The following is a 21,542-nucleotide window of genomic DNA, read 5'->3' as shown; positions in this document are numbered from 1 at the left end:
GGAAGAGGGCATGATCTTCAAGGGCGGCTCCGGCGCCGGCCTGAACCTCTCCCGTATCCGCTCCTCCAAGGAGTTGCTGTCCTCCGGTGGCAACGGTGTCCGCCCCACGTGCGTGGGTGCGGGGTCAGCCGCCGAGCGGGAGAGCGTTGGTCGACAGATTGTTGGCCTTCACGCCGCCGGCAGGCAGTCCGCCGAGCAGGCCCTTGAGCGGCGAGGTGGCGTCGTGGACGACCTTCGTCTGACCGCTGCCGAGGAGCTTGGTGGCCGTGTCCTGGCCCGGCAGGCTCTGAGCGGCGGTCCCCAGTGCGGAGCCGAAGGGGGTACCTCCCTGCTCGAGCGGAGCCGAGAGCTTGGGGGAAGGCATGGCGGACGCGGCGTCGGCGGGCAGCACGGACGCGGAGGCGGTGCCGGCCGCGGCAGCGGCGAAAGCGGCACCGAGAGTGGCGACACCAAGAGTCCTGGCAGCAGACTGCTTCATGTGGAATTCATCCTTGGGGAAGGGGATGTGAGCGGCTCTGCAAACTAGTCAGCCCGCGGCCCTTCCCGCAAACATGCCGGAACACGCCGAACGGCCGGGATCTGATCACCCCGGCCGTTCGACACAGGAGCGCGAATCAGCCCGCGGGGGACGAAGAACCGCTGGTCGCAGCGGTCTGCTCGAAAAGCCACTCGGACTTCAGCTCGGCGTATCCGGGCTTGATCACGTCATTGATCATCGCAAGACGTTCATCGAAAGGAATGAATGCCGATTTCATCGCATTGACGGTGAACCACTGCATGTCGTCGAGCGTGTATCCGAAGGCCTCGGCCAGATGCTCGAATTCCTGGCTCATGCTCGTACCGCTCATCAGCCGGTTGTCCGTATTCACGGTGAGGCGGAAATGGAGCCTCCGCAGCAGCCCGATGGGGTGGTCGGCGTACGAGGCGGCGGCGCCGGTCTGCAGGTTGGAGGTCGGGCACATCTCCAGCGGGATGCGCTTGTCCCGTACGTACGATGCGAGTCGGCCGAGCGTCACGCTGCCGTCCTCGGCGACCTCGATGTCGTCGATGATGCGGACGCCGTGGCCGAGCCGGTCGGCGCCGCACCACTGGAGTGCCTGCCAGATCGACGGCAGCCCGAAGGCCTCGCCCGCGTGGATGGTGAAGTGGTTGTTCTCGCGCTTGAGGTACTCGAAGGCGTCGAGGTGGCGGGTGGGCGGGTAGCCGGCCTCGGCGCCGGCGATGTCGAAGCCGACGACGCCGAGGTCCCGGTAGCGGTTGGCGAGTTCGGCGATCTCCAGGGCGCGGGCAGCGTGCCGCATCGCGGTGAGCAGGGCGCCCATTCTGATCCGGTTGCCGCCCTGACGGGCCCGTCGCTCGCCCTCGCGGAAGCCCGCGTTGACCGCCTCGACGACCTCCTCGAGGGTCAGCCCGGATTCCAGGTGCTGCTCGGGGGCGTACCGCACCTCCGCGTACACGACACCGTCCGCGGCCAGGTCCTCGGCGCACTCGGCGGCCACCCGGAACAGCGCGTCCCGGGTCTGCATGACGGCGCAGGTGTGGGCGAACGTCTCCAGGTAGCGTTCCAGCGAGCCGGAGTCGGCCGCCTCGCGGAACCAGATGCCGAGCTTGTCCGGCTCGGTCTCGGGAAGGGCTTCGTAGCCCGCGTCACGGGCCAGGTCGACGATCGTGCCGGGGCGCAGCCCGCCGTCGAGGTGGTCGTGGAGCAGCACCTTGGGGGCGCGTCGGATCTGATCGGTGCCGGGCACATGGAGGGTCGGGCTCATCATCTGGGCACTCTAACGCCTACGCGCGTAGAGCGCCGCCGTGCGGGACTTCCCGAAGTCGCGGACGGTCTGCTGCTGCCGGCCCGGGGACCTCCTGCCGAGCCAGGCGTGTTCGGTGCGCCAGCCGGTCAACTTCTTGTCGAGCCCGGCAGGGCCGCACCTCTCGCGAACCCTGGACGCGGCCTTCGACTCGGCGACGCACTGGTTCCGCACCCAACGACAGCAGTCCCACTCCTTGAGGAGGAAGGCGAGCGCGGTCGACGACACGCGAAGGCCGTAGGTGTACCGGGCGCTCCCGGACTCGCCCCCACACGTATTTGGTGTCGTCATCGTGGCAATCCAACTCCAACCGTCCGTCGTTCCGCAACTACGCTGGGGTCATGGACGAGAAGCGCATCACCCTCCGCCTCCCCACGACCTCCACACCCGCCTGCCCGAGCACGCACGCATCGACCGGCGGTCCCTCAACTCGGAAATCGTCCATCTCTCCTCGAGGTCACCCTCGACACTCCCCGGGGAGACGCCGGTTCGCCTGCCAGAGAACCGGCCCGACCTTCCCCGCAACGCGGGAAACCGGATTCCTCCCCACCTCGAAGGACGGGGCATCCTCCGGGGGCATCGGTGACCGCGAACACTGTTGGCGTACGCCTGCCCTTCTGACACTGTTCTGCCATGGGACAGCGCGCACTTCCCCTGCCTGCTCCGAGGCTGGGACGGGCCGTGAAGACGGCCGGAGCACAACCTGCGGTCAGCGGCGTGGTTCTGCTGCTCCCGGACGGCGAGGCCGACTCGCACCGCCGCCCCTCCCCTCTGTCGTACGCCCTCCAGCTGCCGCTGGCCCGCACCCTGGCCCGTGCCGGTCAGGAGGACGGGCTCGCCGCGCATGTCGTGCGCTACCGCTGCCGCGGTTGGAACGCCACGGACGCGCAGCTCGCGGCGGACGCGGAGTGGGCGGTGGAGGAGGTCGTACGACGCTACGGTGACATCCCCGTCTGTCTGGCCGGGCACGGCATGGGCGGCCGCGCGGCGCTGCGGGCGGGCGGCCATCCCGCGGTCAACTCGGTGCTGGCGATGGCCCCTTGGCTGCCCGAGGACCCGTCGGTGGAGCCGGTGAAACATCTGCTGGGCCGCCGGGTACTGCTCGTCCACGGCACGAACGACGCCCACTCCGACCCGGAGCTGTCGTTCCGGCTGGCCGAGCGGGCCAAGAAGACCAACCGGGACACCTGCCGCTTCGAGGTCCACTCGGACGGTCACGCGCTGCGCCAGCACCGGTCCGAAGTGGTGGCGCTGGCCACGGACTTCGTACAGGGTTCGCTGTTCGGCCGGGCCTACGCACGACCGGTCGCCGACGCGCTGGCGGCGCCGCCGCCGCTGGGGCTGCGGATGCCGCTGGCGGCGGGGTTCGGGCGGTCACTGCGGGCTTAGTGCCGGGTGCCGCCACCTGCACCGCCGCTACGAGCGCAAGGCCGCACACTTCCTGGCCTTCGGCGCCATCGCCGCCGCTCTGATCTGCTACCGCCGTCTTGCCAGGTAGACGGCCCACCAGTTCTTCCGCATCCCGTTGCAGCGAGCCGTTCTGCGAACAATCATGGCCGTCATGGAGCGACCGAGGCAGATCATCGAGTGCGGAGACTTCGTCCTGCGAGGCTGGCGGGGGCAGAGCGACTTCGCTCCGGCATTCAAGTTGATCGAGGAGTCTCTGGACCACCTGCGCCCCTGGGAACCGTGGGTCGCCGGTCACAGCGAGGAGCGCACCCGAGACTTCCTCGCGAAGTCCGAGTCGAGGTGGGCAAGCGGTGACGTGTACAACTACGCCATCGCCAAAGACGGCACTCTCATCGGCATGTGCCAGACCTACCGCGGGGCCGAACCTCAGGGCCGGCGCATGGGGTACTGGCTGCACCCTGCCGCCACCGGCCAGGGCATCGCCACGAGAGCGACAGCGGCCATGGTCACCGAGATGTTTACCCTGCCGGACGTGGAGTACCTGGAAATCGCGCACGACCTGGCCAACACCTCCAGCGCCGCCATACCGCGCCGGTTGGGCTTCACCGAAGTCCGACGTGAACAGGTAACGCCGCCCGCAGCTCCCTCTGGCAGCGGGATCGGCGTGGTCTGGCGGCTGAACCGTCCTACGCCGCCTGTTAACGGCACTCGCTGCCTCTGAATATCTGAACCCACCGAGCTCGGCTCCTGTCCCTTCGGCACCAAACGGGACGACCTCTTCGCTGAGATTGGAGGAGCTCACAAAATGGGCGCCCGAGGCGTTACCGGGCGACAGCACGGCCGTTCTTCGGGCGCATGAAAGCGGGCACGGCGATCGACGCCGGAACGAGACCTCGGCCTGTCTTTCCGCTCAGCCCGACGAGACGGTTTCTACGTAGACGGTGGCCACATCGCCGGCGTCTTCATCCGCCAACAAGGTGTGGCTGAAGAACCCCTTGGTCATGGAGCCGGCCTCGTACGAATTCACGGTCGCCACATCGTGCCCGGCCTTCACGGAGAAGTCCGAGAACTGGGCGCGCACGTCATATCCGGGCAGGGATTCGACGCCCATCCGCGCAAAATACGCGCTCACCCGACCTCGCGGGACTTGGAAGGCGAAGTGGGCAGTTCCCGCCGGACCGCCGCCGGGCCCATCGGTGCAGCGGTACACGTCGGTCACCCCTTCGGGTATCACGACGTTCCATGCCACGGCGGCGGCAGCGGAGTCCTCGCGGGTGGCTCGCTCGCAGTGGGTGCCCACGTCGGTCCACGACGGGGGGTGCAGGCCGAACCACATCAGGTATCCGCACCCGCCGAGGAAGAGCGGAGCAACCGCACCCATGCACACCCGCTTGGAAGGTCTTCGCACCACAGCCCCGATCCTTGGACATCCGGAATGTGATGCATGACTTTCGCACACACGCTCTACCGCCCGTCAATCGGGCAGCAGGTGCCCCCGGCGCGACAGCAGGAACTGTTTGAACGCCGCCACCGGAGGTGTGTCCGGGTGGCCGTCCAACCAGGCGACGCCGATCTCACGGGCCGCGCGGGGCGCCGTGACCGTGAGTTCGACCACGCCCGGGCGGGCCACCGCCGGGGGCGGCAGCAGGGCGACGCCCAGACCCGCCGCGACCAGGCCGCGCAGGGTCTCCGCCTCCTCGCCCTCGAACGCCACACGGGGCGTGAAGCCCGCCTCCGCGCACAGGTCGTCGGTGATCCGCCGCAGGCCGTAACCGGGCTCCAGAGTCACGAACGCCTCATCCGCCGCCTCCGCCAAACGGATCCGCTTGCGGGAGGCGAGGCGGTGGTCCTCCGGGACGACCAGGCGCAGCCGCTGCTCGTCGAGTCGGCGGGCGACCAGGTCGGGGGCGTCCGGGACGGGGGAGGTGAGGCAGAGGTCGAGGCCGCCGGCCCGGAGACGTTCGATCATCGCCTCGCCGTAGTTCTGCACCAGCTGGAAGCGGACCCGGGGGTGGTCGGCGCGGAAGGCGCGGAGCAGGGCGGGGACGGTCTCGGAGCCCATGGTGTGCAGGAAGCCGAAGGCGACCTTGCCCGCCGTCGGGTCGGCGTCCGCCCGTACCGAGTCCGCGGCCCGCTCCACCTCGGTGAGGGCCCGCTCGGCGGAGTTCAGGAAGGTGCGGCCCGCGGGGGTGAGCGAGACGGTACGGCCCTTGCGGGCGAACAGGGCGACGCCCAGGTCCTGTTCCAGCCTGACCATGGCCCGCGACAGCGTGGACTGCGGGACGCCGAGCTCGTGCGCGGCGCGCGTCACATGTTCGTGACGGGCCACCGCCTCGAAGTACGCGAGCCGCGGCGCGAGCACTGCGCGAATGTCTTCTTCGTAACTACTCGGTGACAGTCGAGGCTGTGAGCTGTGTTCATGCACCATGGGATTGATTATCGCAAGTTCGTGCATTGGACGCATGAATCAGAGAGATCTACTTTCGATGTATGCCTCCTGCCAGTACCAAGGCGTCCACCCTCACGCTGGACGCCTCAGCCCCCTCGTCGCCCGTCGCGCCCTTTTCCTCCCCTGACCGGCTGGAGCCCGGCCGGCCCGGCTACCGCCGGATGAGCTTCGCGCTCTTCGCCGCCGGTGTCGCGACGTTCGCACTCCTCTACTCCACCCAGGCGCTGCTGCCCGCCGTCTCCGCCGGATTCGGCGCCACGGCCGGACAGGCCAGCTGGACGGTCTCCGCGGCAACGGGTGCGCTGGCGCTGTGTGTGCTGCCGATGAGCGCGCTCTCCGAGCGGTTCGGGCGGCGGCAGATGATGACCGCCTCGCTGACGGTCGCGGTACTGGTCGGGCTCCTCGTCCCCTTCGCCCCCTCGCTGGGCTGGCTGATCGCCCTGCGCACCGTCCAGGGCGCTGCCCTCGCCGGACTTCCCGCCTCCGCGATGGCGTACCTCGCCGAGGAGGTGCGGCCGAAGGCGCTGGTCGCCGCGATCGGACTGTTCGTGGCGGGCAACAGCATCGGCGGCATGAGCGGCCGCATCCTCACCGGCTGGGTCGCCCAGCTGTGGGGCTGGCGGGCGGCGCTCGGCGCGGTCGGGCTGCTGGCCGTGGTCTGCGCGGCCGTCTTCCACTTCATGGTCCCGAGGGCCCGTCACTTCACGCCCGGCACGCTGAACCCGAAGGCGCTGGCGAAGACGGTGGGCGGACACCTCGCCGACCCGCTGCTGCGCAGGCTGTACGCGATCGGCGCACTGTTCATGACGGTGTTCGGCGCGGTCTACACGGTGATCGGCTACCGGCTGGTCGGCGAACCCTTCAACCTCCCGCAGGGCGTCATCGGCTCGATCTTCCTGGTCTACCTCGTCGGTACGGTGTCGTCGGCCACGGCCGGCAGGCTCGTCGCCCGGCTCGGCCGCCGGGGCGCGCTCTACCTGGCGGTCTCCACCACGGCCGCCGGTCTGCTGCTCTCCCTCGCCGACCGGTTGATCGCCGTACTGCTCGGCCTGGTCCTGATCACGGCGGGCTTCTTCGCCGGGCACGCGGTCGCCTCGTCGTCCGTGAGCCGGACCGCGACGACCGGCCGGGCGCAGGCATCGGCGCTCTACCAGTCCGCGTACTACCTGGGCTCCAGCGCGGGCGGCACGCTCGGCGCGATCGCCTTCCACGCCGGCGGCTGGGCGGGCACGGTGACGCTGGGGCTGCTCGCGGTCCTCGGCGTCGTCTCGATCACGCTGTACGGGTCGCGGGTCGCCCGCGCCGAGCGGCGGTGCCTCGTCCCGGTGGTGTCAGTACAGAACTGAGACATACATACGCACAACCGCCGGCTCCCCTTCGCGCGTCTATGAGGCGTAATCAACGCACTGCGACGCGAAGGGGAGTTGGCGTACATGGCAGTCGTGGGGAACAGACGGGGAGTCCGGACGCGGCGCGCGGTCGCGCTGTCCGTCGCCGGGCTGATGGCGGCGCCGGCGCTCGTCCTGGGCGGTGGCACGGCGGCGCAGGCGGCGTCCTGCACCACATCCACCGGGCCGTACCAGAAGCAGGTCGAGAACTATCTGCACCGGCCGGTCGACGGCAAGCAGTCGGCCGCCGACTGCACGGCGATCCAGTCCTTCCAGCGCACCTACGGGGTCACTCCTGACATCGGGTACGCGGGACCGGTCACCTGGCGGACGATGAAGACGCTCACGGCCCAGAAGGCGGCCGGCAAGAACCCCAACAAGGACGGGAAGTGCCCCACGAACAAGGGGCGCATCGCGTGTGTGGACCTGACCCGGCAGCTGAGCTGGATCCAGGACGGGTCGAAGCTGAAGTTCGGTCCGGTGCCGATCCGCAGCGGGCGGAACGGGTACGAGACGCGCACCGGGTCGAAGAAGATCTACCTGCGGCACATCAAGCACTGGTCGTCGCTCTATCACGTGTGGATGCCGTACTCCCAGTTCTTCGACGGCGGGCAGGCGTTCCACTCGGTGAATCTGAAGATGTGGAATCCGCCCGGTTCGCACGGCTGCGTCAACATGCGGGACGCGGACGCGAAGACATACTGGAATCTGCTGAAGAACGGCGACGACGTGTACGTATACGGGCGCAAGCCCGGGACGTGACCGGAAAAGCGGGCGGTTTCGGCACTTCCTGCCCCTGTTGTCAGTGCCCTGCGGTAGCTTCCGAAGTGCCGAAGTGAGCGGCGTCACAGTGCAACAGGGGTGGAGCGATGAGTGATCTGACGGCACCGGCGGACATCGACAGCCGTCTGGAGGGACACCGGGTCGAACTCACCGGTTACTGCTACCGCATGCTCGGCTCGGCCTTCGAGGCGGAGGACGCCGTACAGGACACGCTGGTGCGCGCCTGGCGGAATTTCGACAAGTTCGAGGGCCGTTCCTCGCTGCGCTCCTGGCTGTACCGGATCGCCACCAACGTCTGCCTGGACATGCTGAACGCGGGGAAGAAGCGGGCCCGGCCGGTGGACCTGACGGGCCCGACACCGCTCGCCCAGGCGGCGCTCAACCCGCTCCCGGAGAACACCTGGCTGGAGCCGATGCCGGACGGGCGGATCCTGCCGTCGGTGGCCGACCCGGCGGAGGCCGCGGTGGCGCGGGAGTCGGTGCGGCTGGCGTTCGTCGCCGCGCTGCAGCATCTGCCGGCCAAGCAGCGTGCCGTGCTGATCCTGCGCGAGGTGCTGGCGTGGAAGGCGAGCGAGGTCGCCGAACTGCTCGACACGTCGGTCGCCTCGGTCAACAGCGCTCTGCAGCGGGCGCGGGCCACGCTCACGGACCATCGGAGCGTGGCCGCCGACACCGCTGATCCGCTCGACGAGGAGCAGCGCAAGCTCCTTGAGCGGTACGTGGCGGCGTTCGAGGGCTACGACATGGCGGCGCTGACCGCGCTGCTCCATGAGGACGCCGTGATGACCATGCCGCCGTTCGACCTCTGGCTCCAGGGGCACGACGACATCACGGGCTTCATGGTCTCCATAGGTGCGGGCTGCGAGGGTTCTCACCTGGTGGCGACCGTGGCCAACGGCACCCCGGCCTTCGCGCAGTACAAGCCGAATCCGGACGGTCCGGGTTTCGTGCCGTGGGCGGTGCAGGTCATCGACGTCTCGGACGGTGCGATCACCGGCATGCACTGCTTCCTGGACACGCCCCGCTGGTTCCCGCTCTTCGGCCTGCCCGACCACCTCGAGGCCGGGGCGGCGTGACGCGGCGGCCTCGGCCGGGGCACGCGCTGGTGGCGGGCTGGGTGGTGCTGGCGCTCGGCGGCTGGGGAGTCACGCAGTGGCTGGGCGAGCCCGTCGCCACCGAAGGGCCGGGCCCGGTCGGTCCCCCTGCCCCCGGCGCCGAACCGGGACCGCGGCCGGAGCACTCGTACGACGCCTGCGACAGCCACGTGGTAGCGAGAGCGATGCCGACACCACACCCCACGGCCTCGGCAGCCCAGCTGCCGGCGGTGGACTGCGCGCGGGCCGACTGACGCCGGGGAGCCGGGCCAGGCACCTCAGAGCCTGTCGGGTGACCTCTGATCGGGCGGCCACGCCCTGGCACGCACGCTTCCGGCGTTGCCGAAATGCCCTGGTAGCTCCTTCCCCAAGCTCTCAGCTTCGTTCGAGCAGGGGAGACCCCATCCAAGGCCATCCCGGCGCCTTGGAATCGCACGCACCATGCCGCGTCCGCTCTCCGATCGAAGGTCACCCGACAGGCTCTCAGCCGTGCTCCCCCAGGTCCACCACATCGGCCAGCCCCACCAGGTCCAGCAGGTGCTGCAGTCCGGGCGGCACATTGCGCAGCCGCAGCCGTCTGCCGCCCGCCCGGCGCGCGATGAGCCCCAGCCGCGCTACCGCCTCGACCAGCGCCAGATCCGCCTGGACGACCCCGCCCACATCGCAGTCCACCCCCGCGTCCGGGTCGCGGACGGCGCCCTCGGGGTCGTGGAGCAGCGCCTCCAGTTCGGCGCAGAGTCCCGGCACGGCCGCACGTGTGACGCGGCCGGTGACGACGAGAACGATCGGGGTCGTGGCTTCCACATCAGGGAGACCAGAGCGGCGGCCGAAACTCATCGCTGCCCGCATCCGCACTTTCCCGGCGGGCCGCTCGCGTACCGACGGGACCGGCACGGTGCTGCTGCTCAACTGACCGGAAAGACCCCGGTGTCCAGTACCAGCGCGAACGGCTCGGGAAGCGTCAGCTTCTCCCCGTACTCGACCGCGGCCAAGACCCGGTAGGTACCGTCGGCGGGTTCGCCGTACAAGGTGGCGGTGGGTCGGCCGGAGTGCCAGGGGTCGAGGAGCAGGAAGAGCTCCACACCGGCCTTCGCGTATCCGTGCGCCTTGCCGATGCGGTCGTGGTTGGCGTTGGCCTGCGAGGTGATCTCGACGACGAGCCGTGCCTCTTCCGCCGGTACGCGGTTGCCCGGCCCGGTCGCCACGGCTCGCGGCACGACGACGAGATCGGGGATGTAGAGCCCGGCCCGGCCCGGCACGGCGACGCCGAGGGTCTGGTAGATCCCCCAGCCCTCCGGGATCACGGTGTAGAGCCTGCGCTGAAGCAGTTCCGCAGTGGTGTTGTGGTCCTTGGACGGCGGTGGCGACACGGTGACGATCCCCTCGATGATCTCCACCTTGCAGCCCTCGGGTGCGTCCGTCTCCTCCCAGATCCGGACGAGGTCGTCCCAGTCCTGGCCGTGGCCCGGCGCGGGGTCGACGGTGAGTGCGCTCATGGCGGTCTCCTCTATCGGTGCGTCACCGAGTCCAGCATGCCGAACGGGACCAGCGGCAGTCCACCGGTCCCGTTCACCCGTACGAGTAAACCGCAGGTCAGGCGATACGTTCCCGCACCACGGGGGTGGCCGTGAAAGCCGTGCCCTCCGGGGCGATGTCGAACGACCCTGGCAGGGCCTTCAGCGCGTACTCGAACTTCTCCGGGGTGTCCGTGTGCAGCGTCAGCAGCCGCTGGCCCTCGGTCACCGTGTCGCCCGGCTTGGCGTGCAGCTCGATGCCCGCACCCGCCTGCACCGGGTCCTCCTTGCGGGCCCGGCCCGCTCCGAGGCGCCAGGCGGCGACGCCGATGTCGTACGCGTCGAGACGGGTCAGTACGCCGGAGGTGTGGGCCGCCACCACGTGCTGCTCACGGGCGACCGGGAGCGCGGCATCCGGGTCGCCGCCCTGGGCGGAGATCATCCGGCGCCAGACGTCCATCGCGGAGCCGTCGGCCAGGGCCTTCTCCGGGTCGGCGTCCTTGAGTCCGGCCGCGTCGAGCATCTCGCGGGCCAGGGCGAGGGTGAGGTCGATGACGTCCTTGGGGCCGCCGCCGGCCAGGACCTCGACCGACTCGCGGACCTCCAGGGCGTTGCCCGCGGTCAGGCCGAGCGGGGTGGACATGTCGGTGAGGAGCGCGACCGTCCGTACGCCGCTGTCGGTGCCCAGCGCGACCATGGTGGAGGCCAGTTCGCGGGCGTCCTCAATGGTTTTCATGAAGGCGCCGGAGCCGACCTTGACGTCCAGGACGAGCGCCCCGGTGCCCTCGGCGATCTTCTTGGACATGATCGAGCTGGCGATCAGCGGGATGGCCTCGACGGTGCCGGTGACATCGCGGAGCGCGTACAGCTTCTTGTCGGCGGGTGCCAGCCCGTCGCCGGCGGCGCAGATCACGGCGCCGGTGGTGTCCAGGACGTTCAGCATCTCGGCGTTCGAGAGGTGGGCACGCCAGCCGGGGATGGACTCCAGCTTGTCGAGGGTGCCGCCGGTGTGGCCGAGACCGCGGCCGCTGAGCTGCGGCACGGCGGCGCCGCAGGCCGCGACCAGCGGGGCGAGCGGAAGAGTGATCTTGTCGCCGACGCCGCCGGTGGAGTGCTTGTCGGTGGTGGGGCGGGAGAGCGCGTCGAAATTCATCCGCTCGCCGGAGGCGATCATGGCGGCGGTCCAGCGGGCGATCTCCGTACGGTTCATGCCGTTCAGCAGGATCGCCATGGCCAGCGCGGACATCTGCTCGTCGGCGACCTCGCCGCGGGTGTAGGCGTCGATGACCCAGTCGATCTGCTCGGGGCTCAGCTCGCCGCGGTCCCGCTTGGTGCGGATGACGGAGATGGCGTCCATGTCCTGGGTGTCCTTCCGGCCGGTACGTACGCAAGAGTCCCGAATGACTCTACGCGCATAGAGGGTGGAGAGGGGTGTGGCCCTCCCGAATATTCAGGAGGGCCACGGGAGTTCTGGGCCTGTCTTGGGGATCAGGCCGGGCTCGCGGGCCCCGGCACGCACCGGACGCCGCTCACCGATCCGTCCTGATCCGAGAAGGCCCTACCTGAGATGGCCGGGCCCGAACGCCTGCGGCAGCATCTCGTCGAGCGTACGGAGGCCGTCCGGGGTCTCCAGGACGAGCTCCGGTCCGCCGAACTCGTACAGCAGCTGACGGCACCTGCCGCACGGGACCAGGATCTCGCCCGCCCCGTCCACACAGGTGAAGTGGGTCAGCCGGCCGCCGCCGGTGGCGTTCAGCTGCGAGACCAGGCCGCACTCGGCGCACAGGCCGAGTCCGTACGAGGCGTTCTCGACGTTGCAGCCGACCACCGTGCGGCCGTCGTCGACGCGTGCCGCGACGCCGACCGGGTAGCCCGAGTAGGGGGCATACGCCCGGGACATGGCCTCCCGGGCGGCGACACGCAGGGCGTCCCAGTCGACGTCGGCAGCCGCGGTCACTTGCCCTGGCCCTTCCGGTACCGCATACCGTCCGCCTTCGGCATCCGCAGCCGCTGCGCGGAGAGCGAGAGGACGAGCAGCGTGACGATGTACGGGGTGGCGCTCACGAACTCGGTGGGCACCGTGTCCGTGGCGAGGTACCAGACCAGTACGGCGGCGGCGATGACGGCGCTGATCGCACCCTGGACGAAGCTCTTGCGGTAGAGCTTCCAGGCGGCGAGTGCGGCCAGGACGACCACCAGCAGGAGCAGCAGCGCGTGGACGGACTCGCCGCCGTTGCGCAGCTGGAGCGCGTCGGCGAAGCCGAACAGGCCCGCGCCCATGGCGAGTCCACCGGGCCGCCAGTTGCCGAAGATCATCGCGGCGAGACCGATGTATCCGCGGCCGCCGGTCTGGCCCTCGTTGTAGATGTGCGAGGTGACCAGGGAGAGGAAGGCACCGCCGAGTCCGGCCATACCGCCGGAGATGATCACCGCGATGTACTTGTAGCGGTAGACGTTCACCCCGAGCGACTCGGCGGCGATCGGGTTCTCGCCGCAGGAACGCAGCCGCAGCCCGAACGAGGTCTTCCACAGGACGAAGAAGGTCACGACGAAGAGGACCGCGGCCAGAACCGTCAGCAGCGACACATTGGTGACCAGACCGCCGATGACACCGGCCACGTCGGAGACGAAGAACCAGTGGTGCTTCTCGATCGAGTGCAGCCAGTCGGACAGGCCGGGGATCGTCACCGAGGTGATGTCGTCGGCCGGCGGTGACTGTTTGGGACTGCCGCCCTTGGCCGCCGCCTCGCCCGTGTTGAACCAGAGCTTGGCGAAGTAGGTGGTGAACCCGAGCGCCAGGATGTTGATGGCGATACCGGAGATGATGTGGTCGACGCCGAACGTGACGGTCGCGACGGCGTGCAGCAGTCCGCCGAGAGCGCCGCCGATGACACCGGCCAGCACGCCGAGCCAGGGGCTGGTCTGCCAGCCGGCCCAGGCACCGAAGAACGTGCCGAGAATCATCATGCCTTCGAGGCCGATGTTGACCACACCGGCCCGCTCGGCCCACAGGCCGCCGAGACCGGCGAGCCCGATCGGCACGGCCATCGCGAGGGCCGCGCCGATCTGCCCGGCCGAGGTGACGTCCTGGGCGCCGGTGACGGCGCGTACCGCGGACAGCGCGAGCAGCGCGCCCGCGACGATCAGCAGGACGACGGGGAAGGAGAGGCGGGTGCGGCCGCCCTTGCCACCGGAGACCTTGGGGGCCGCGGGCGGCGGGGTGGAAGTCGCCGTGGCGGTCACGCCGACACCTCCTGCTGGTCGGAGTTACGGGCGGCCTGTGCGGCGAGTTCCGCGCCGACCTTGCTCTGCTGGCGCTTGAGTCCGTAGCGACGGACGACTTCGTACGCGATGACGACGCACAGGACGATGACGCCCTGGATGACGCCGACGATCTCCTTGTCGTACCCCTCGAACTCGAGCTTTCCGGTACCGCGCTCCAGGAAGCCCCAGAGCAGCGCGCCGAGCGCGATGCCGATGGGGTGGTTGCGGCCGAGGAGGGCGATGGCGATGCCGGTGAAGCCGATGCCGATGGGGAAGTCGCCGCTGTATTCGTAGCTGTCGTTGAGCAGCGTCGGCATGCCGACCAGGCCGGCCACCGCGCCGGAGATCAGCATCGACGTGACGACCATCTTCTTGACGTTGACGCCGCTGGCCTCGGCCGCGGAGCCGGACTGGCCGACGGTACGCAGATCGAAGCCGAACCGGGTGCGCGAGAGCGTGAACCAGTAGGCGATGCCCGCGACGACCGCGACGACGATGAAGCCCCAGACGGGCGTCGGGGTGGTCGGGAACTCGAAGAAGTGCGAGGACTCCGGGAGCGGGGTGGTGGAGATCTTCGTACCGGCCTCGTCGAGGTGACCGAGGCGGCCCTGCTGGAGCAGGTAGCCGATGATGGCGGTCGCGATGGCGTTCAGCATGATCGTCGAGACGACCTCGCTGACGCCCCGGGTGACCTTGAGGACACCGGCGATACCGGCCCACATCGCGCCGACGATCATCGCGGTGAGGATGATGAGCGGGATCTGCAGGGCGCCCGGCAGGGTCAGCGCGCCACCGACGGCGGCGGCGAAGAAGGCGGCGAGGCGGTACTGGCCGTCGACGCCGATGTTGAAGAGGTTCATCCGGAAGCCGACGGCCACCGCGAGACCCGCGAGGTAGTACGTCGTCGCCTTGTTGAGGATGTAGACCTGGCTGTCCGACTTCACCCCGTAGTCGAACATGATGCCGAACGCGCTGAACGGTTCCTTGCCGGTGGCGGCCAGCACGAGGGCGGTCACCAGGAAGGCGACCACGATCGCGAGTACGGGGGCCGCGATCCCCAGGAGCAGCCGCTCCTTGTCGAACTTCTTCATCGGTCCTCTCCCCCGTCCCGGGGGTCGGTGTCGGCGGCGTCCGGACCGGACTCCGCATCCGTCCCGGGCTCGGCGGGCGCTTCGAGATGGCCGGAGGCCGCTCCCGTCATCGCCGAGCCGAGCTCCTCCGGGGTGATGGTCGCCGGGTCGGCGTCCGCGACCAGGCGGCCGCGGTACATGACGCGCAGGGTGTCGGAGAGCCCGATCAGCTCGTCCAGGTCGGCGGAGATCAGCAGCACCGCCAGGCCCTCGCGGCGCGCCTCGCGGATCTGGTCCCAGATCTGCGCCTGCGCGCCGACGTCCACGCCCCGGGTGGGGTGCGCGGCGATCAGCAGCTTCGGGGCGTGGCTCATCTCGCGGCCGACGATCAGCTTCTGCTGGTTGCCGCCGGAGAGCGAGGCGGCGGTGACCTCGATGCCGGGGGTACGGACGTCGTACTCGCGCACGATCCGCTCGGTGTCCGCGCGGGCGGCCTTGAGGTCGAGGAACGCGCCCTTGCTGTTGGGGCGCTCGGTGACATGGCCGAGGATGCGGTTCTCCCAGAGCGGGGCCTCCAGCAGCAGTCCGTGCCGGTGGCGGTCCTCGGGGATGACGGCCATGCCGTCCTCGCGGCGCTTGCGGGTCGGCGTACGGGAGATGTCGACGCCGTCCAGGGTCAGTACGCCGGTGTCGAGGTGGCGCATGCCCATGATCGCGTCGACCAGTTCGGACTGGCCGTTGCCCTCGACGCCCGCGATGCCGAGGACCTCGCCCTTGTGGATGGTGAAGCCGATGCCGTCGAGCACGGCACGCACCACCCCGTCCGGGTCGGTGGCGGTCAGCCGCAGCCCTTCGACGGTCAGCATCGGGATGTCGGTGACGGTCGACTCGCGGGTCTCCGGCGACGGGAGTTCGCTGCCCACCATCAGCTCCGCGAGCTGCTTGGTCGTGGTGCGCTTCGGGTCGGCGGTGCCCACCGTCGTACCACGCCGGATGACAGTGATCTCGTCGGCGACCGACAGCACCTCGCCCAGCTTGTGCGAGATGAAGATGACGGTCAGGCCCTCGGCCTTGAGCTCGCGCAGGTTGTCGAAGAGCGCGTCGACCTCCTGCGGTACGAGGACGGCGGTGGGCTCGTCGAGGATCAGGGTGCGGGCGCCGCGGTAGAGGACCTTGAGGATCTCCACGCGCTGCCGGTCGGCGACCCCGAGGTCCTCGACCATGGCGTCCGGACGGACACCGAGACCGTAGGCGTCGGAGATCTCCTTGATCTTGGCGCGGGCCCGGTCGCCGATTCCGTACAGCTTCTCGGAGCCGAGGACGACGTTCTCCAGGACGGTGAGGTAGTCGGCGAGCATGAAGTGCTGGTGCACCATGCCGATGCCGCGCGCGATGGCGTCACCCGGGTTGTGGAACGAGACCTGCTCGCCGTCCACCGCGATGGTGCCCTCGTCCGGCTTCTGCATGCCGTACAGGATCTTCATCAGAGTGGACTTGCCGGCGCCGTTCTCGCCGACGAGAGCGTGGACGGTGCCGCGACGCACGGTGATGTCGATGTCGTGGTTGGCCACGACCCCGGGGAACCGCTTGGTGATGCCGCGGAGCTCCACGGCATGGGGACTGCTGGACGCGTTGATGGCGCACTCTCCTTGGCAGGAGCGGAGGGCGGAGGGCGGAGGCGATGGGGTGGGAGGCGGGGGAGCGAAAAAAGGTACCGCGCCCGGAACGCGCTACGCGCGTAGCGCCCCCGAATCGTTGGCCACCCGGCAGAAGGTGGCCGACCGTGCGCGTACGGCTACGTTCCGGTCCGGGCCGGAAGCCGTACGCGAATCGGGGCCCGGCCGAGGAGTCGAAGCAGCCAGGGGGTGCCCGCGACATCCCGCCCGGCCCGCCCTTCGGGCGGACGGCCGGATGTCGCGGGCACCCCCTGGCCCGGGCCCCGATCGTCGGGTCGGATCAGGTCGTGGTCTTGACCGTGATCGTGCCGTCGACGATCTTCTTCTTCGCCTCGTCGAGCTTGGCCTGGATGTCCGTGATGTGGTCACCCGTGGTGGTCAGCGAGACACCGCCCTTGGCCAGGGAGTACGACTGGACGCCGGTCAGCGGCTTGCCGTCCTTGACGGACTTGACCAGGTCGTAGACACCGGCGTCGACGTTCTTGACGACCGAGGTCAGGATCGTGTCCTTGTACTTCGCCAGCGCCGGGTCCAGGGCCTGGTCGGAGTCGACACCGATGGACCAGGCGCCCTTCTTGCCCGCGACGGCCTCGATCGAACCGGCACCCGAGCCGCCCGCGGCGGCGAAGATGACGTCCGCGCCCTTGTCGAGCATGCCCTTGGCGGCTTCCTTGCCCTTGTCGGGGCTGCCGAAGCCGGACAGGTCCGAACCGGTGGACAGGTACTGGATCTGCACCTTGGCCTTCGGGTTCGTGTCCAGGACACCCTGCTGGAAGCCCGCGGCGAACTTCTTGATCAGCGGAAGGTCCACACCGCCGATGAAGCCGACCTGGCCGTCCTTCGACTTCAGCGCCGCCGCGACACCGGCGAGGTACGAGCCCTGCTCCTCGGTGAAGACGATGGAGGAGACGTTCTTCACGTCGGAGACCGAGTCGACCAGACCGAAGTTGACCTTGGGGTACTTCGGGGCGATCTTGTCGACCGCGTCCTTGTACGCGAAGCCGATCGCTATGACCGGGTTGTAACCGCCCTCGGCGAGCGACTGCAGACGCTGCTCACGGTCGGCCGGGGTCTCACCGTTCTTGGCGGTGAGCTCCTTCGTCTCGGCCTTGAGCTCGGCCTTGGCCTTGTCGAGACCGCGGGCGGCGGAGTCGTTGAACGAGTTGTCGCCCCGGCCGCCCACGTCGTAGGCCATGCCGATCTTCATCTGGCCCTTGTCGGAGCTGGTGCTCTCGTCGGACGAGCTGCCGCACGCGGTGGCGGTGAGCGCGAAAGCCGCGGTGATGGCACACGCAGCGGTGATCTTGGATACCCGGCGCAAGGGAAGGCTCCTTCAAACCTGACCGAAGCGCCTCTTCCGGCGCTGGTTTCGCCGAGATCGTAACGCGCGTAGATGTCAGATAAAGCCCTGTACGGAAGCCGTTATCGGATCGTCGCGAACCGGGAGTGACCCGTCCGGTTACGAACGGTTGCCGTCGAGCAAAGCCGCAGCGGTGAAAAGCTCCACGCCAACGGTGATCGCCTCCTCGTCCGCGTCGAAATCGCCCCGGTGCAGATCAAGGCGCCGGGTGTCGCCGGGCGTACGCACCCCGAGCCGCGCCATGGCCCCCGGGACGTGCTCCAGATACCAGGAGAAGTCCTCCCCGCCGAGGCTCTGTTCGGTGTCCTCGATCGCATACGATCCGCGGCGCCCGGTCATCGCGGCGGCCAGCAGATCGGTCACGGCCGGATCGTTCACGACGGGCGGGACCCCGCGGATGTAGTCGATCACCGACTTGGCCCGGTGCATTCCGGCCACCTCGTCGATCGCGGCATGGACCAGATCCGGCGCCTCGCGCCACGCCGCCAGATCCAGGCAGCGGACCGTGCCCGACAGCTCGGCGTGCTGCGGGATCACATTGCACGCGTGCCCGGCCTCCAGCCGCCCCCAGGTCACGGCGAGCCCGGCCCGCGCGTCGACCCGCCGCGCCAGCAGCGCGGGCACCTCGGTGGCCACCTTGGCGGCGGCGGTGACCAGGTCGGTGGTCAGATGCGGCCGGGCGGTGTGCCCGCCGGGCCCGTCGAGCGTGACCTCCAGCCGGTCGCAGGCGGAGGTGATCGCCCCGACCCGCAGCCCGATCCTCCCCACGTCGACCTTCGGGTCGCAGTGCACCCCGATGATCCGCCCGACGCCTTCCAGCACCCCGGCCTCGATCGCATCGGGCGCGCCGCCGGGCAGCACCTCCTCGGCGGGCTGGAAGATCAGCCGCACGGGGTTCGGCAGCAGGCCCTGCCGGTCGAGCTCGGCGAGCACGAGCCCGGCGCCGAGGACGGTGGTGGTGTGAATGTCGTGTCCGCAGGCGTGCGCCCGGTCGGGGACGGTGGACCGGTACGGGACGCCGGTCTTGGTGTCCGGAATGGGCAGGGCGTCGATGTCCGCGCGCAGGGCGAGCATGGGCCGGGTGTCACTGGCCGCCCGTCGCCCACCACCCTTGTCCGAGCTTCGCGCCGCTCCCGATGTACCCACGTCGCACAGGAGCCCGGTTCCGGTGGCGAGCACCCGGGGCCGGAGCCCGGCCTTCTCCAGCCGGGCCTTGAGAGCAGCGGTGGTGCGGAACTCCTGGTTGCCGAGCTCGGGGTGCATGTGCAGGTCGCGCCGGAACGCGACCAGCTCGGCCCGCAGGGGTTCGGGCAACGTGCCGGGCAGAGCGGCGTCCTCGGGCAGGCCGGCATCGGAATCGCGGGACATCAACTGGTTCACCTGGTGAAGGGTAGGCCCCTTCCCCCCTCAACTGGCCACAGATCAACAAAAGTTCAGCCGCATAGAGGAACAAAATGTGGCGTCGGAGCGTGTGGCATGAGAAGGAGGTGGGTAAACTCACCAGATTTCCTCCAATGCCCCCACTGTCCCACTGTCCAGTTCCGGTGTGCGCCGGGTCTACGCCGCGTCGCCGGCGTACGCGGTTCGACTGCGTCGTGGACAGGGGCGGTCCCTTCGGGCCGCGGCCTCAGCTGTTCCTCGGCCGGTGAGACCGCCTGTCTCCGTGACGGTCCGCGCCGAACGAATCGAGGCGCATCGCCGGAGCACTGGCCGACCGCTGGGGGTGCTTCCAGGTCTGTGCCGCAGAAGGGCGTGTGCGCGGAGCTCACGTTCGTACCGTGTCCCCCCTCCACCGGGTCGCGGTTTTCCCTGACCCGGTTCCCTGCGACGCGGTGACGCACGACGTAAATGTCCTTGAAGTGCCAAAGAAATCACCCTTCCCAACCCCACCCTGCCTCCCGTCACCCGCACGGGTGAGCTTGGCCAATTGGGCTGGATTTCCGCCTGGTTGGTCGGCATATGCTCGCGGCGATCAACAACCCCGGACATGCGACGGCCCCCGGCCAGGACGGCAATCCTGATCGAGGGCCTGACCAACGAGGAAGCGAACCCTTCCCGATGGATACCCAGCAGATTACCGCCCCCTCGCGCGCCCCGTCCCGCGTACCCGGGAGCGCCACGCCGTCGTCCGGCGTCGTGCACATCAACTCCCGGCACACCAGCCGCTTCACGGTCGTCGGCAACCCGCGATCGGACTTGCCGCACACATCCAGTCGCTGCCCGCCGGAGCCAAGATCGGCACCAGGTTCCTCGCCGACCGCTTCCCGGAGAGGGGGACCCGCATCGCCGCCGCACTGCGCGAACTCGAGGCCCATGGTTACCTGCAGCGCACCCGGGAACGTCTCCCCGGCGGCCAGGTCGTCACCCGCACGGTCTCGTACCACCAGCCGAGCTCCGAGGCTGCTCGCACCACAGCGCCCAAGGTCCGGCCCAGGCGCGAGCTCAGTCCCAGGCGCCCGGCCGTGACGACGCTCCCGACTCCCGCACCGGCACTTGTCCAGCCCCCGCTCCCGGTGGCGTCCGCCCCCGTAACCGCACCTCGACCGCACCCCCTCCAGGACTGCGACGGATGCGACCGGCCCTTCCGCGCTCCCGGACCAGGGCGCTGTCGCGACTGCCGTACGGGCGTACAAGAAGCCGCCTGACACGAAAGCCACCACCCCACCGGCGCAACCAAAGGAACGTCGCATGGTCAGCTCGCCCCACGAGGCGATGCACCGCATCTTCCAGGAGTACCCGGGACTTTTCTCCCGTGTCTCCGAGGTACTGGGGGTCGAGATCGGACCACCCGCCTCGGCCACCGTCATGCTTACGGACCTCACCGAGAACAGGCCTCTCGAACGCCGCGTCGACACCCTGCTGCGCATCGACACGGCGGACGACGAGACCTTCCTCCTCGCGATCGAGGCCCAGGGCAAGAAGGACCCCGACAAACCCGCCAGCTGGGCGTACTACCTGTCCTACCTGCACACGAAGTACCGGCTGCCGCCCCTGCTGCTGGTCGTCTGCCAGGACCGCACCACCGCCGAGTGGGCGAGCCGCCAGGTCTCCATCGGCCCCCGGCAATGGGCCGCCCTCACCCTGCGGCCCCTCGTCGCGGGACCACACAACATGCCGGTGATCACCGACGTGGCCGAGGCCCGCAAGGACCTGGCGCTCGCCGCGCTGGCCGCGATCACACACGCCGGCGATCCGGACATCGGTGCCATACTGAAAACGCTGTCTGCCGCTCTGCGGGAGACCCCGGAAGCAATCGCCGACCCCATCGTCGAACTCACCGCACAGGGCCTGGGCAACCGCCCGGCCGCACAACAGTGGAGGAACCTGGTGGCCGTGGACCTTTCTTTCTACAAGTCACCGCTCTCGGAAGAAATCCGGGACGAAGGCCGGGTGGAAGGCCGGGTGGAAGGCCGGGTGGAAGGCCTCGCATACGCCATCCTTGCGATCTTCGAGGAGCGCGGTATTGACGTGCCCGACGAGGTCCGCGAGCGGATCACCCGCTGCGACGACCCTCAGGTCATGCACCCTTGGCTCAGCCGCGCCGTCACCGCTACCGCCGCTGCCGACATCTTCACCGAGGAGTAGCCCCGTCCCGCTGCGGCACAGGTAGTCCCCTCCGTGATCCGGTGAGTCCTCGTGTTCATGCCGGGCTCGGGGCTCACATTCAGCCCCGCCGCGCCGGGTCCGGAGCCGTTCTGCCATCCAACTCATAGCAGCAGCAAGTGACTT

General features: G+C 69.5%; 21 protein-coding genes and 2 pseudogenes. 9 read left to right on the top strand and 14 right to left on the bottom strand.

What is annotated here, in order from left to right:
* Window positions 1–124 precede the first annotated feature (124 nt).
* The 3 genes from AB0I23_RS05105 to AB0I23_RS05095 form a co-directional block, all read right to left on the bottom strand.
* On the bottom strand, window positions 125–478 hold the full coding sequence (locus tag AB0I23_RS05105; protein ID WP_359106906.1) for a hypothetical protein: 354 nt from the start codon (window positions 476–478) through the stop codon (window positions 125–127).
* A gap of 136 nt (window positions 479–614) precedes the next feature.
* Complete coding sequence (locus AB0I23_RS05100; RefSeq protein ID WP_359106904.1) at window positions 615–1,769, bottom strand: adenosine deaminase; 1,155 nt, start codon at window positions 1,767–1,769, stop codon at window positions 615–617.
* A 9-nt stretch (window positions 1,770–1,778) separates the two neighbouring features.
* Complete coding sequence (locus tag AB0I23_RS05095) at window positions 1,779–2,033, bottom strand: hypothetical protein (RefSeq protein WP_359106903.1); 255 nt, start codon at window positions 2,031–2,033, stop codon at window positions 1,779–1,781.
* 405 nt (window positions 2,034–2,438) lie between these two features.
* On the opposite strand from AB0I23_RS05095, the gene AB0I23_RS05090 reads away from it, so the two are divergent.
* The 3 genes and pseudogenes from AB0I23_RS05090 (at window position 2,439) to AB0I23_RS05080 (ending at window position 3,936) form a co-directional block, all read left to right on the top strand.
* Window positions 2,439–3,194, top strand: a complete 756-nt coding sequence (locus tag AB0I23_RS05090) for an alpha/beta hydrolase (RefSeq protein WP_359106901.1) — start codon at window positions 2,439–2,441, stop codon at window positions 3,192–3,194.
* A 1-nt stretch (window position 3,195) separates the two neighbouring features.
* Window positions 3,196–3,303 (top strand): annotated as a pseudogene (locus tag AB0I23_RS05085) (IS5/IS1182 family transposase); the annotation flags it as partial.
* A gap of 63 nt (window positions 3,304–3,366) precedes the next feature.
* Window positions 3,367–3,936, top strand: coding sequence for a GNAT family N-acetyltransferase (locus tag AB0I23_RS05080; RefSeq protein ID WP_359106899.1), 570 nt, complete (start codon window positions 3,367–3,369; stop codon window positions 3,934–3,936).
* Window positions 3,937–4,125: 189 nt separating this feature from the next.
* Here AB0I23_RS05080 and AB0I23_RS05075 read toward each other — a convergent pair whose 3' ends face one another.
* Together AB0I23_RS05075 and AB0I23_RS05070 are read right to left on the bottom strand one after the other, a co-directional pair.
* The gene (locus AB0I23_RS05075) at window positions 4,126–4,626 is read right to left on the bottom strand and encodes a hypothetical protein (protein ID WP_359106897.1); all 501 of its coding nucleotides are present in this window, start codon (window positions 4,624–4,626) and stop codon (window positions 4,126–4,128) included.
* 63 nt (window positions 4,627–4,689) lie between these two features.
* A complete protein-coding gene (locus AB0I23_RS05070; protein ID WP_359106895.1) occupies window positions 4,690–5,643 on the bottom strand; it encodes a LysR family transcriptional regulator in 954 nt (317 codons plus the stop codon).
* 62 nt (window positions 5,644–5,705) lie between these two features.
* Here AB0I23_RS05070 and AB0I23_RS05065 point away from each other — a divergent pair, with 62 nt between their 5' ends.
* The 4 genes from AB0I23_RS05065 to AB0I23_RS05050 all read left to right on the top strand — a co-directional run bounded on the left by AB0I23_RS05065 (window position 5,706) and on the right by AB0I23_RS05050 (window position 9,183).
* Entirely contained in the window at window positions 5,706–7,010 is a 1,305-nt protein-coding gene (locus AB0I23_RS05065; RefSeq protein ID WP_359106893.1) for an MFS transporter, read from the top strand.
* An 87-nt stretch (window positions 7,011–7,097) separates the two neighbouring features.
* Window positions 7,098–7,814, top strand: coding sequence for a L,D-transpeptidase family protein (locus AB0I23_RS05060; protein WP_359106891.1), 717 nt, complete (start codon window positions 7,098–7,100; stop codon window positions 7,812–7,814).
* Between the two features lie 107 nt (window positions 7,815–7,921).
* The gene (locus AB0I23_RS05055; protein ID WP_359106889.1) at window positions 7,922–8,911 is read left to right on the top strand and encodes a sigma-70 family RNA polymerase sigma factor; all 990 of its coding nucleotides are present in this window, start codon (window positions 7,922–7,924) and stop codon (window positions 8,909–8,911) included.
* Window positions 8,908–9,183 carry a hypothetical protein gene (locus AB0I23_RS05050; RefSeq protein WP_359106887.1) on the top strand — a complete coding sequence of 92 codons (276 nt, stop codon included), beginning with the start codon at window positions 8,908–8,910 and terminating at the stop codon, window positions 9,181–9,183. The genes AB0I23_RS05055 and AB0I23_RS05050 overlap by 4 nt, the downstream gene beginning before the upstream one ends.
* A gap of 229 nt (window positions 9,184–9,412) precedes the next feature.
* Here the strand turns inward: AB0I23_RS05050 and AB0I23_RS05045 are convergent, their stop codons facing one another.
* The 9 genes from AB0I23_RS05045 to AB0I23_RS05005 form a co-directional block, all read right to left on the bottom strand.
* On the bottom strand, window positions 9,413–9,766 hold the full coding sequence (locus AB0I23_RS05045) for an STAS domain-containing protein (protein ID WP_359106952.1): 354 nt from the start codon (window positions 9,764–9,766) through the stop codon (window positions 9,413–9,415).
* 68 nt (window positions 9,767–9,834) lie between these two features.
* On the bottom strand, window positions 9,835–10,425 hold the full coding sequence (locus tag AB0I23_RS05040) for a Uma2 family endonuclease (RefSeq protein WP_359106886.1): 591 nt from the start codon (window positions 10,423–10,425) through the stop codon (window positions 9,835–9,837).
* A 97-nt stretch (window positions 10,426–10,522) separates the two neighbouring features.
* Window positions 10,523–11,800, bottom strand: coding sequence for a thymidine phosphorylase (locus AB0I23_RS05035; RefSeq protein WP_359106884.1), 1,278 nt, complete (start codon window positions 11,798–11,800; stop codon window positions 10,523–10,525).
* A gap of 201 nt (window positions 11,801–12,001) precedes the next feature.
* Window positions 12,002–12,400: a cytidine deaminase gene (locus AB0I23_RS05030; RefSeq protein WP_359106882.1), complete on the bottom strand. Its 399-nt coding sequence runs from the start codon at window positions 12,398–12,400 to the stop codon at window positions 12,002–12,004.
* Window positions 12,397–13,686 carry an ABC transporter permease gene (locus AB0I23_RS05025; protein ID WP_359106880.1) on the bottom strand — a complete coding sequence of 430 codons (1,290 nt, stop codon included), beginning with the start codon at window positions 13,684–13,686 and terminating at the stop codon, window positions 12,397–12,399. The genes AB0I23_RS05030 and AB0I23_RS05025 overlap by 4 nt, the downstream gene beginning before the upstream one ends.
* Window positions 13,683–14,798: an ABC transporter permease gene (locus AB0I23_RS05020; protein WP_037688347.1), complete on the bottom strand. Its 1,116-nt coding sequence runs from the start codon at window positions 14,796–14,798 to the stop codon at window positions 13,683–13,685. Before AB0I23_RS05020 ends, AB0I23_RS05025 begins: the two co-directional genes overlap by 4 nt.
* Window positions 14,795–16,387 carry an ABC transporter ATP-binding protein gene (locus AB0I23_RS05015; protein ID WP_359106878.1) on the bottom strand — a complete coding sequence of 531 codons (1,593 nt, stop codon included), beginning with the start codon at window positions 16,385–16,387 and terminating at the stop codon, window positions 14,795–14,797. The genes AB0I23_RS05020 and AB0I23_RS05015 overlap by 4 nt, the downstream gene beginning before the upstream one ends.
* Window positions 16,388–16,733: 346 nt before the next feature.
* Window positions 16,734–17,774: a BMP family lipoprotein gene (locus AB0I23_RS05010; RefSeq protein ID WP_359106876.1), complete on the bottom strand. Its 1,041-nt coding sequence runs from the start codon at window positions 17,772–17,774 to the stop codon at window positions 16,734–16,736.
* 138 nt (window positions 17,775–17,912) lie between these two features.
* The gene (locus AB0I23_RS05005) at window positions 17,913–19,181 is read right to left on the bottom strand and encodes an amidohydrolase (RefSeq protein WP_359106950.1); all 1,269 of its coding nucleotides are present in this window, start codon (window positions 19,179–19,181) and stop codon (window positions 17,913–17,915) included.
* Window positions 19,182–19,871: 690 nt separating this feature from the next.
* On the opposite strand from AB0I23_RS05005, the pseudogene AB0I23_RS05000 reads away from it, so the two are divergent.
* Window positions 19,872–20,458 (top strand): annotated as a pseudogene (locus AB0I23_RS05000) (helix-turn-helix domain-containing protein).
* A 43-nt stretch (window positions 20,459–20,501) separates the two neighbouring features.
* On the top strand, window positions 20,502–21,398 hold the full coding sequence (locus tag AB0I23_RS04995; protein ID WP_359106874.1) for a hypothetical protein: 897 nt from the start codon (window positions 20,502–20,504) through the stop codon (window positions 21,396–21,398).
* Window positions 21,399–21,542 lie beyond the last annotated feature (144 nt).

Source organism: Streptomyces atratus, assembly GCF_040655115.1.
In the GTDB taxonomy this organism is placed as follows: domain Bacteria; phylum Actinomycetota; class Actinomycetes; order Streptomycetales; family Streptomycetaceae; genus Streptomyces; species Streptomyces atratus_D.
The sequence above is the reverse complement of the archived record's forward strand: the minus strand, read 5'-3'. Positions and strand labels throughout refer to the sequence as shown.